This is a genomic window from Dinoroseobacter sp. S76, from assembly GCF_049801095.1.
GTDB lineage: Bacteria > Pseudomonadota > Alphaproteobacteria > Rhodobacterales > Rhodobacteraceae > Dinoroseobacter.
The window spans coordinates 1-11,095 of sequence record NZ_JBNAGH010000002.1 but is presented as its reverse complement, the minus strand read 5'-3'; the positions used below and the strand labels follow the sequence as shown (position 1 = coordinate 11,095).

The 11,095-nt window shown below is 62.6% G+C and carries 10 protein-coding genes; 3 read left to right on the top strand and 7 right to left on the bottom strand.

Annotated features, from left to right (window positions below):
- The first annotated feature begins 12 nt into the window (after nt 1–12).
- Entirely contained in the window at nt 13–1,326 is a 1,314-nt protein-coding gene (locus ACP153_RS05795) for an HlyC/CorC family transporter (protein WP_424970036.1), read from the top strand.
- 6 nt (nt 1,327–1,332) lie between these two features.
- Here ACP153_RS05795 and ACP153_RS05790 read toward each other — a convergent pair whose 3' ends face one another.
- Nucleotides 1,333–2,889 carry a helicase HerA-like domain-containing protein gene (locus ACP153_RS05790; protein ID WP_424970035.1) on the bottom strand — a complete coding sequence of 519 codons (1,557 nt, stop codon included), beginning with the start codon at nt 2,887–2,889 and terminating at the stop codon, nt 1,333–1,335.
- 435 nt (nt 2,890–3,324) lie between these two features.
- On the opposite strand from ACP153_RS05790, the gene ACP153_RS05785 reads away from it, so the two are divergent.
- Entirely contained in the window at nt 3,325–3,921 is a 597-nt protein-coding gene (locus ACP153_RS05785) for an invasion associated locus B family protein (RefSeq protein WP_424970034.1), read from the top strand.
- Between the two features lie 30 nt (nt 3,922–3,951).
- Here the strand turns inward: ACP153_RS05785 and ACP153_RS05780 are convergent, their stop codons facing one another.
- Genes ACP153_RS05780 through ACP153_RS05765 form a run of 4 tightly spaced genes read right to left on the bottom strand, consistent with a single transcriptional unit; the run spans nt 3,952 to nt 8,248 of the window.
- Entirely contained in the window at nt 3,952–5,163 is a 1,212-nt protein-coding gene (locus tag ACP153_RS05780; protein ID WP_424970033.1) for a beta-ketoacyl-[acyl-carrier-protein] synthase family protein, read from the bottom strand.
- A 3-nt stretch (nt 5,164–5,166) separates the two neighbouring features.
- The gene (locus ACP153_RS05775; RefSeq protein WP_424970032.1) at nt 5,167–5,436 is read right to left on the bottom strand and encodes an acyl carrier protein; all 270 of its coding nucleotides are present in this window, start codon (nt 5,434–5,436) and stop codon (nt 5,167–5,169) included.
- A gap of 58 nt (nt 5,437–5,494) precedes the next feature.
- Nucleotides 5,495–6,583, bottom strand: a complete 1,089-nt coding sequence (lpxD, locus tag ACP153_RS05770; RefSeq protein WP_424970031.1) for a UDP-3-O-(3-hydroxymyristoyl)glucosamine N-acyltransferase — start codon at nt 6,581–6,583, stop codon at nt 5,495–5,497.
- Between the two features lie 57 nt (nt 6,584–6,640).
- Nucleotides 6,641–8,248, bottom strand: coding sequence for a L,D-transpeptidase family protein (locus ACP153_RS05765; RefSeq protein WP_424970030.1), 1,608 nt, complete (start codon nt 8,246–8,248; stop codon nt 6,641–6,643).
- A gap of 294 nt (nt 8,249–8,542) precedes the next feature.
- Between ACP153_RS05765 and ACP153_RS05760 the strand changes: the two genes are divergently transcribed.
- Nucleotides 8,543–9,112 (top strand): YcbK family protein, encoded by a 570-nt coding sequence (locus ACP153_RS05760; RefSeq protein ID WP_424970029.1) that lies wholly within the window; start codon nt 8,543–8,545, stop codon nt 9,110–9,112.
- Nucleotides 9,113–9,124: 12 nt separating this feature from the next.
- Here ACP153_RS05760 and ACP153_RS05755 read toward each other — a convergent pair whose 3' ends face one another.
- The gene (locus ACP153_RS05755; RefSeq protein ID WP_424970028.1) at nt 9,125–10,075 is read right to left on the bottom strand and encodes a 1-phosphofructokinase family hexose kinase; all 951 of its coding nucleotides are present in this window, start codon (nt 10,073–10,075) and stop codon (nt 9,125–9,127) included.
- Nucleotides 10,076–10,395: 320 nt separating this feature from the next.
- Nucleotides 10,396–10,863, bottom strand: a complete 468-nt coding sequence (locus ACP153_RS05750; RefSeq protein ID WP_424970027.1) for a hypothetical protein — start codon at nt 10,861–10,863, stop codon at nt 10,396–10,398.
- Nucleotides 10,864–11,095 lie beyond the last annotated feature (232 nt).

Here is an 11,095-nt window from a genome sequence, read left to right as displayed (position 1 = left end):
TGCAGTCGCAAAATGGACCCTGCCCTCGACACGACCCTTTATGACACATCGTTCTGGATCTCCTGCGGGGTGATCCTGCTGCTGCTCTGTTGCTCGGGGTTCTTCTCGGGCAGTGAGACGGCGCTGACGGCGGCCTCGCGCGGCAAGCTCCATGCCATGGCCGACAAGGGCGACAAGGGCGCGGCCCGGGCGCTTGGCCTGAAGGAAGACAATGAACGGCTGATCGGGGGGATCCTGCTGGGCAACAACCTGGCCAATATCCTGGCGACCTCGCTCGCCACGGCGGTCTTCACCAAGGCTTTTGGCGACAGTGGCGTGGCGCTGGCAACCTTGGTCATGACAGCGCTGGTGCTGATCTTTGCCGAGGTGCTGCCCAAGACCTATGCGATCACCAATCCCGAGAGCGCTTCGACCCGTGCTGCGGGCCCTGTGAAGATCGTCATCACCGTGCTCGCCCCCATGGTCGCGGCGGTCCGCCTGATCGTACGGGCGGTGCTGCGTGTCCTCGGCATGCGGATCGAGGCCGGGGCGAACATGCTCTCGGTGCGCGAAGAGATCGAAGGCGCCTTGCGCATGGGCCATTCCGAAGGCGCGGTGGAGAAAGAACATCGCGACCGGTTGCTGGGGGCGCTCGATCTCAACGAGCGCGCGGTCGAGGAGATCATGCTCCACCGCTCCAAGATCGAGATGATCGATGCGGATAACACGCCCGAGCAGATCCTGAGCCAGTGCCTGCAATCGCCCTATACCCGCCTGCCCGTCTATCGCGAGGACCGCGAGAACATCATCGGGATGATCCATGCCAAGGACCTTCTGCGTGCCATGGACCGGCTGATCCGGGGACCCGAGGCCTCGGAGAAAGGGTTGGAGGCCTTCGAGGTGATGGATGTGGCGATGAAGCCCTATTTCGTGCCCGAAACCACCACGCTCGACGAGCAGATGAAGGAGTTCCTGCGCCGCCGGTCCCATTTCGCGCTGGTCGTGGATGAATACGGGGCGTTACAGGGGCTGATTACGCTGGAGGACATACTAGAAGAGATCGTCGGCGAGATCACCGATGAGTTCGACCCGGATGCTGACCATCCGGTGCGGAAATCCGAGGATGGCAACTTCCTCGTGGACGGGGCCATGACGATCCGTGATCTGAACCGCGCAACCGAGTGGAACCTGCCCGATGAGGAGGCCAATACCGTCGCCGGTCTCGTCATCCACGAGGCGCAGATGATCCCGAATATCGGCCAATGCTTCAGCTTCCACGGCTTCCGCTTCGAGGTGGCGGCCCGCAAGGATAACCGCCTTTCGAAGCTGAAGATCCGGCCGCTCTAAGGGGCGTCAGCGCCCCTTGAAGAGCCCACCGATGATGCCGCGCACGAGCCGGCGTCCGGTGGTGCCCTTGAGCTCCTTGATCACCACATTCGCCATGGCCTGGCTGAGGCTTTCGCTCTGCTTGGCTTTCCTGGTGCGGGAGGACGACCGGCCGACCTTTGGTGCGGAATAGCGCCGTGCCGTGCGGTACTCGCGCTCGGCCACGCTGGCCTCCTCTTCCTTGGCCTCGGCTGCTTCGGCTTCGGCCGCGGCGTCGGCAGCGCGTTTCGAGAGGATCTCGAACGCCGAGTTCCGGTCGAGCGGCGTCTCGTATTTGCCCGCCACCGGCGATGCCGCCATCACATCCATGCGCTCGCCCTTGGTGATCGGACCAAGCTGGCTGCATGGGGGGCGGATCAGCGTCCGTTCGGCCATGCCCGGGATCCCCTTGCGATCCAGCATGGAGGTTACGGCCTCGCCCGTGCCCACTTCCTGGATCGCGGTCTCGATATCGAGCGCGGGGTTGTCGCGATAGGTTTCGGCGGCGGCACGCAAGGCCCGTCGGTCCCGGGCGGTGAAGGCGCGCAGAGCGTGCTGCACCCGGTTGCCAAGCTGCCCCAGCACATCCTCGGGCACGTCATCCGGGTTCTGGGTGACGAAATAGACCCCCACCCCTTTGGAGCGGATCAGCCGGGCCACCTGCTCCACCTTGTCGACCAGCGCCTTGGGCGCGTCCTCAAAGAGCAAATGTGCCTCATCAAAGAAGAAGACGAGCTTGGGCTTGTCCGGGTTGCCGACTTCCGGGAGCGTCTCGAACAGTTCGGAGAGCAGCCAGAGCAGGAAGGTCGCATAGAGCCGCGGTGCCGCCATCAGCTTGTCGGAGGCCAGAATATTGATCTGCCCGCGCCCATCCGGGGCCGTGCGCAGGAGATCGTCGAGCTCCAGCGCGGGCTCGCCAAAGAGCTTCGACCCGCCCTGATTTTCGAGCACCATCAACCGGCGCTGGATCGCCCCGATGGATTGCACCGAGACATTGCCATAGCGGAGGGAGAGGCCTGCACGGTTCTCGCCGACCCAGACCAAAAGCGCTTGCAGGTCCTTCAGGTCATAGAGGCCCAGCCCCTGCTCGTCGGCAACGCGGAAGGCGATGTTGAGCACCCCTTCCTGCGCCTCGCTGAGCTCGAGCAACCGGCTCAGCAGGAGCGGCCCCATCTCGGTGACCGTGGTGCGGATCGGATGGCCCTGATCCCCGTAAAGGTCCCAAAACACAGTCGGAAATGCGTCATAGTCATAGGTATCCGAGATCCCGATCGTCTCTGCGCGTTCCGTGAACGGCCCATGGAGCTTGGCCTCCGGGCTGCCTGACTTCGCAAGGCCCGAGAGATCGCCCTTCACATCCGACAGAAGCACAGGCACCCCCATGGCCGAGAAGCCCTCGGCAAGGATCTGCAGCGTGACAGTCTTGCCCGTCCCTGTCGCACCGGCGATCAGGCCATGGCGGTTGGCCGCCTTCAGCAACAGGTGCTGCGGGGTGCCATAGTCCTCCCCTCCGCCGCCGACGAAAATCCGGTCCTCCAGATGCATGTGCTGCCCCTCCTCGTGGTTTTCCCGTGATAATACAGGGTTAACCAATTCGTGCCAGTATGAGCCTGCGCCGGGTATGTTCCTCTTTTCCCGGTTGCACTCCTCCCTGTTGGACTGGCCGCGCTGATCTTCGGTGCGGCCTTTTTTTAATCTCTGCAAGCGCTTTGGGTTTTTGGCCGAGGGCAACATGAAAAAGCTGACCCAGCGTCACCCAAAACTGGCAAAAATGTGAGTCACCCCCTGTTGACCCCTGCGACGGAAGGTCGTAGCGTCACGCCATAAGTCGGCCAGTCCGACAGGGAGATAAGAATAAAAAAGGGTCTGCTTGCAGGCCCTTTTTCAATGGACGGGCCCGGCACAGCAGGGCATTCAGCGCGCAAGCGCGTCTGGCCAATCCGAGCAATGGCGCCCCATGACCTTCAGAGGACCTCCTTCATGATCCGTTCCCCCTTGTCCCGCCTTTTCGCTGTTGCGCTGGCTCTGACGCTGGCTGGCCCAGGGGCCGCGCAGACCGCCGAGGGCACCGCGGAGGCCGCACCTGCCGAGTTGCAGCCGGGCCAGACCTATATCCGCGAGACCCTCACTGATTGGAGCATTCGCTGCATTCGTGGCCAGGGTCCGCAATCGGAGGATAGCTGCCAACTCTATCAGCTGCTGCGCGATCAGTCGGACAATCCGGTGTCGGAATTCACCCTGTTGCCCGCGCCCGAGGGCAGCAATGTCGGCGCTCTGATCACCGTCATCACGCCGCTTGAAACCGTTTTGACCGAGGGCCTCATCCTGGCCGTGGATGGCGAAGCGCTGCCGCCGAAACCCTTCGTCTGGTGCAACCGGACGGGCTGTTTCTCGCGCTTTGGCGTGTCGGCACTGGAAGTGGATGCGATGAAGGGCGGCGCCGTGGCGACCGTCTCTATCGTGGCGCTCGCCCGGCCGGACGCCCGGGTTGAAGTATCGGCCTCCCTCCGTGGGTTCACGGCCGCCTTCAACAAGCTCTCGGACGAGATCAAAGCCGCAGCGCCCGCAGCCGAGTAAAGCCCAAGCGCGGCGCCCGACGCCTGCGCGTCAGGGCGCCTTGCGAAGGGTCAGCACCGCGTTCAGCCCGCCAAAGGCGAAGGCGTTGCTCAGCACCACATCGACCTTGGCGTCCCGCGCAGTGTTGGGCACCACGTCGAGCGCGCATTCCGGATCCGGCTCCTCATAGCCGATCGTCGGCGCGATCACCCCGTCGCGGAGTGCCATAACACAAGCCAGAAGCTCCACCGCTCCGGTCCCGCCGATCAGATGGCCATGCATGGATTTGGTCGATGAGATCATCACATTATCCGCATGGTGGCCAAAGGCATCGGCCACCGCCGCGCATTCCGTCTTGTCATTGGCAGCCGTGCCCGTGCCATGGGCGTTGATATAGCCGACCTGATCCGGGTTCACGCGCGCATCCTTCATGGCCCCCGCGATCGCGCGCGCGGCCCCTTGTTTCGAGGGCATGACGATATCCGCCGCGTCCGAGGTCATGGCAAACCCGATCACCTCGGCGAGGATCTCCGCGCCCCGGGCCTTGGCATGTTCGTACTCTTCAAAGACGAAGACCGCCGCCCCCTCGCCCTGCACCATGCCGTTGCGATTGGCGCTGAACGGGCGGCAGGCGTCGCGGGACATCACTCGCAGCCCTTCCCAGGCCTTCACTCCGCCAAAGCAAAGCATGGATTCCGAGCCGCCCGAGATCATCACCTTGCTCAACCCCGAGCGGATGAATTGGAACGCCTGCCCCATGGCATGGTTCGAGCTCGCGCAGGCCGTCGCCACCGTGAAACTCGGGCCCTTGAGGTTGTGGGCCATGGAGACATGGCTCGCCGCAGCGTTGTTCATCAACTTCGGGACCACGAAGGGATGCACCCGGTTCTTTCCGTCCTCATAGACGGTCCGGTAATTCTCATCCCAGGTGTTCACACCGCCTCCCGCCGTGCCGAGAACGACCCCGGCCTGGGCGGCAAGCTCACCCGAAAAACTCAGGCCTGACTGCCGGATCGCCTCATCCGCCGCCAGAAGCGTGAATTGGGTGAACCGGTCATAGAGAGAGATCTGTTGGCGGTTGAAGGCCGCTTCCGGGTCATACTCCTTGACCTGCCCCCCGATCTGGATCGAGAGCCGATCCACATCGCGGATATCGAGCTGGGAAATCCCGCAACGTCCGTCGCGAAACGCCTGAAGCGTTTCGGCCACATTCACCCCCAGGGCATTGATCGTGCCCTGCCCGGTGATCACCACGCGGTGCATGGGTCAGCCAGCCTTCTGCGCGGCGACGAGACCGTCCACCGCCGAGACAATCGCCTCGACATTGGAGATGTCGAACCCGCTTTCAGAGGGGTCATTCGCATTGAAAGGGACAGAGATATCAAAGGCTTCCTCGATCGCGAAGATCGCTTCGACGAGGCCGAGGCTGTCGATGCCCAGATCCTCCATCGTGGCGTCCGGTTTGATATCGGAGGGTTGCAGAACAGCCTGTTCCGCAATGATCGAGATGACTTGGTCGCGGACGGTTTGTGACAAATTACTCACTCTCAGCGGCCCTGAGACGGCCGCAGCCTCTGGTCAATCTGAGGCTGATTTAGTCCTTCTCCGCGCGCTTTGAAACTGCTTTCTGCAGGGCTGCGACCTGTTGGATCAAACGCGGCAGGCGACGGATGGCTTTGTAGCTCTCCACATGGGATTGCATCTTCATCGCCGGGTAGCCGAGGAGCACGCGGCCCGCCGGGGCATTGGTGAAGATCTTGGTCGCACCGCCTGCGATCACGTCATCGCCGATGAAGATGTTGTCATTCACACCGACCTGCCCGGCCAGCACAACCCGGTTGCCAACCTTGCTGGAGCCAGCAATCCCGACCTGCCCGCAGAGCAGGCAGTCTTCGCCAACTTGAACGTTGTGGCCAATATGCACGAGGTTATCGAGTTTGGTGCCCCGCCCGATCCGCGTGTCCCGGATGGTGCCGCGGTCGAGGCACGCATTGGCTCCGATCTCCACGTCATCGCCGATCTCCACTGCGCCAAGCGAGTGGATGCGGGTCCAGCTCTGGCCTGCAGCCTCCCCACGATCGCCGACAGATTTGCGGACTTCTTCAACCGCCGAGGTCTCGGGCGTGACGAAAGAAAACCCATCTGCCCCGATGCAGGCGCCGGGTTGCAGGATCACCCTATCGCCAATGCGGACGCGCGCGCCGATTTTGACCCCGGCGTGGATGAGGACATCCGCGCCAATCTCCGCCCCTTCCGCGATCATCGTCTGCGGGGCGATCCGGGCATTCGCACCGATCCGCACCCCGCGCGCGATGACGACAAAGGGCCCGATAGCCGCGTTGGGACCGATCTCGGCGCTTGGATCGACCAACGCCATCGGGTGGATCCCCGCCGCAATCTCCGGCCCTGGATCCAGGAGTGTCGTGAGGCCCGACATGGCATAGCGCGCGCGCTTTACGAGGATCGCACCTTCGAGGCCAAACTCGTCCCACGGGGCATCGCCCCAAAGCATCGCCGCCCGCGCCTCGCCCTGAGCGAGACCATCGGCATATTTGGGATCCATGGCGAGCGCGAGTTCATCTGCCTGAGCACTGCCCGGCTCGGACGCGCCGGCCACCCTCAGGTCCGCATTGCCCACCACATCGGCGCCGAGCGCCTCCGCAATCTGCCTGAGACTGTACATGTCGCGCTCTCCGTCATCATGGGGGCGCTCAACCGGAGCGCGCCTTTGACGTAAGACCTAGCTCTGAACGGCGCGCGGCACCACCCCAGCCTTGGACAGCGCAGACCAGAGTTTGGCGTCGCGGCCATAGACATCCCGGCGGAACTGCACATTGCCCTTCGCCGGCGCGAAAGCCGTCTGGTAGACCAGATGCACGGGCACGACCTTATCGAGATAGACCCAGGTTTCCTTGCCCTTGGCGAGTTGCGTCTTGAAGAAGCCCTCTGGATTGCTCTCCTGCTTGGAGAGCAGCTCATAGGCAAAGTCAAACGGATCGGCGACCCGCACGCAGCCATGGGAATAGGCCCGGCTCTCCCGCCCGAACAGGGACTTCGCGGGTGTGTCGTGCAGGTAGATGTTGTGCTTGTTCGGGAACATAAACTTCACCAGCCCGAGCGCGTTGCGGTTCGAGGGTGGTTGTTTGATATCAAACGGGAAATTTCGCGCTGTCATCTGCGTGAAATCCACCGAGGCCCGGTCCACGACCCGCCCCGAAGCATCAATCAGACGCAGGTAACTATGGGCGTTCGGATCCTGCTGAAACTTTGGCAGGTATTCCTTGGTCGCGATCGAGCGCGGCACATTCCAGGTTGGGTTGATCACCATGTGATCCATCTCGTCGGAGAATTCCGGCGTGCGGCGGTCCGATGTGTTCTTGCCAACAACGACCCGTGTGGCGAAGACCTCTTTCCCGTTCTCGTTCACGCGCGCGTGGAAATCAGGGATGTTCACCATGATGTGGCGCTTGCCGAGATTGAAATTCATCCAACGCTCCCGCTCCAGCCCGACAAGGATGGATTGCAGACGCTGCTGCGGCTCGACATTCAGTTCGCCCAAGGTGATTTTGGCTGCCACACCATCTGTCGCAAGCCCATGATCACGCTGGAATTTTTGCACGGCCACTTGCAGCGCCGCGTCATAGCTCGCCGAAACGGTACGCTTCAGATAGCCCATGCGGATCAAACGATCCCGCAGCGCGATCACCGCCGGACCTGTCTGCCCGGGCTTCAACTTGGAAGCCTTCACCTGAGGTCCCCAACCGCCCGCGCCGATGGTTTTTTCCATCTCAAGCTTGGCCTTCAGAAGCCGCGTATAGGCGCCGGAACTGGGCGGAAGCGCCTTGATGAATCGCGACGGGTTGCTCTTGGAGAACGCGGCGATCTGCTCCCCCCGATCTCGCCGGGGCAAAGCCCGTACAATGGCGGAATCAACGCGTGAAGGTGTCAGCGCACCGCTTTGAATATCCTGCGCATATTGCAGAAACACCTTGCTCGCCCGGACATCGAGCAACCCGCGAGCGCGCGGATCCTTCGCCGCGCCAAATGCCTGTCGCAGACCGACCGCATCATAGCGAGCCTCGGGCAATCCATGGACCCAAGCCTTGTCGAGCGCCTTGAGCAGCGCCGACCGCCGATTCCGATCGCGATTTGTCGTCCAAAGACCCTTGTAATCCCGCGCCTTGTAGAAGGCCGCCAGCGCAGGATCATCCGCCGCGGCCTCGGCCACAGCGAGCTTGAACGCGGTCGATTGCGCATGGGCCGGGCCGGTCAGACCAGAGAGAAGCACCACCACGGCAAACAGCAGCGCATGAAGCGGTAAAAGAGCGGAGGAAACACGATGGGACACTGGCAAAATCTCCTTGAAGTCCTGCATAGACTAACCATGCAAAATCTTATGAATACCTTCACATTTTGAAGATATTCACCAAAACACGCGTTTCTTTTCCCAGACGCGACCAATCTGCAACGCGGATTTGGCGGGAATTGGGCAAGAATCTGCCGAAGATAGGTGATTTTGCCGCAACTCACCGCCGCAAACTTGGCGAAACCGGCGGGGTGTGGCACATGGTTAACACATCTGGGGATGTACTTTGACAGAGGTCACAGCCAAGTGACCCAAGGCTATGGGGCGATACGAGCTATGAGCAAGGTTACGGGCGACCGCCTTTCGCGGCGTGCATTGCTTGGTGCATTTGCGGCCACGGCGGTCACGGCAGCGCCAGTTTACGCGAACACTTTCGGCTTTTTGCGCGGGGGCGGCGATATTCGACGCCTCAAGATGCATTCTGGCCGGACCGGCGAGAAGATCGACACGATCTATTGGGTTGAAGGCAAATACGTCAAAGACGCCATGAAGGAGATCAACTACTTTATGCGCGATTGGCGACGCGACGCCGTCAGCACGATTGACCGGCGGACCATCGACATCATGGCCGCGGCCCATAACATGCTCGATGTGGATGAGCCCTACCTGCTGCTCTCCGGCTATCGCTCACCCGAGACAAACGCGATGCTGCGCAGCCGCTCTCGCGGTGTGGCCAAGAACTCGTTGCACATGCAGGGTCAGGCGGCGGATCTCCGCCTCGGATCCCGCAGTGTACCGCAGATCGCTGCGGCCGCTGCAGCTTGCAAAGCGGGTGGCGTCGGCAAGTATTCCGGGTCGTCTTTCGTGCATATGGACTGCGGTCCTGTCCGCGTCTGGGGCCGCTAGGCCCTCGGCGCTTCAAAGTTTGGTTACGACCGACTGCTCCGCGTAGCGGTCCGCATCCGCTTTGTTGCAAAGATCCGTATCCGCGCTCGTCACCGTGGAACACGCCGCCCCGACCCCAAGGATGCAAGCCTCCAGTGGCGACGCACCGCGCGACGCTGCCAGCGTATAGCCCGCGACGAAACTGTCCCCAGCTCCGGTTTTGCTAACCACTTCCACGACCGGCGGACGCACATGCCACGTCTCGCCACTGTCGAGGCTCAGCACGCTGCCCTCTGCCCCCTTGGCGACGACAACAGCGCGCGCGCAACCGAACTTGGCCAAGTGCTCCGTGACCCGCGCCACATCCCGCACCTTTGACAGACGCGCACCGGACAGGCTCTCGGCTTCTTCGAGATCCATCCGCAAGAGATCCAGTGGATGTTGACGCGCCCCGGCCATCGCCCGAAGCGCCGGCCCGGATGTATCGAGGATTGTCCGAACGCCGAGAGGACCGAGGCGCGCTTGCAGATCCACCAGAGCGCTGCTTTCCACACCGGGCGGCAGGCTTCCCGAAGGCACCACGATGTCCCCTGGACGCAAACCATCGCAAAATGCGTTGATCGCCGTGGCGAGATCGGCTTGCGACCAGACAGCGCCGGGCATGATGAAACGGAATTGTCGGTGGGTCGCCTGACAGATTACCGACAGGTTTTCGCGGGTTTGCGCGCTCACGCCGAGTTCCCAAAGCGGAATCCCTTCTGATCGCAAGAGCGCGCGAACCTGCGCCCCAGTCGCACCGCCCAGAGCCAGAGCCGCGACAGTCTCACCACCAAGAAATGCGATCGCGCGAGAGACATTGACCCCACCGCCCCCTGCATCGGCACGCGGTTGCGCGCATCTAAGCTTGAGATCCGGGACGACCTCTGGTGCCTCGGTCGAGATATCTAGTGCGGGGTTCAAGGTCAGGGTGAAAATTCGGCTCATGCCTCACCCGGCCCTCTCGCATGTTCCTTTGTCAAGAAATCTGCACGGCGGATGCATGTTCAACCATAGGACGTGCCAAATGGGCCGCAATACGCGCTTTACGTGCTTAACCCAAATCGACCGGCCCCCTGGACTTTGGGGGGCCGGTCCTTCGCGACGCACCTGGGGATTTTGTCCGTGTCAGGGGTCCGTTGGGGGGCTGTCGGGGACGGGTGCTTTTGTCGCGTGGGCGGCCCGGACGGGAGGGACCGGGCGTTGTGTCTGGGGGGCTCCCCGCCCGTTGGGAGGTATCCGGGCGGGGGTTTGGGGGATGTTAAGGATTACTCGTTAGGAGAACCCTTGGCGCCTTTGATCGCGGCCAGCTCGGCGAAGCTGTACTCGGTCGCGTCGAGGCCCAGGCTTGCGGCCAGCTGTGCGGCTGCGCCGGAGACGCCCACGGACTGGGTCGAGACGACGCCACCGCGCTCGGTGATGTTGTAGCCGTTGTCCGTGTCGAAGCTGCCCTTGATGTTGGCCAGCTCGGCGAAGCTGTAGTCATTCGCGTCCACGCCCAGGGTCGCGGCCAGCTGTGCATGGGCCGGGGAGATGCCGACCGACTGGGTCGAGACCACGTCGCCGCGGGGGGCGATGTTGTAGCCGTTATCGGTGTCGTAGCTGCCCTTGATGGCGGCCAGTTCGGAGAAGCTGTAGACGCCGGGCTCGACGCCGAGCTGACGCTCGAGCTGGGAGGATGCGAAGGCCGGAGCGGTCAGGGCGATCACGAGGGCGGAGGTCAGAGCGAGTTTCATTTCAGTAGTCCTTTCAGTGTGTTGCGCGGCCTGTTTGTGCGTTGCGAGCCGCGGTGTTGTGTGTGTCGGCGGTGTGTGTCGCTGCCGATGAGATGGATTTGGGTCGGGGGGGCTCGGAATGAAATGGCGATGATGCGAGAGGTTGTTGCGCGCTGACGCACATCACGCTCCCGCGATCAGGCCTTCTGCGCGGGGTGTTCGAGGGTTTCCGGAAAGCTGCGTGGTTTCAGAG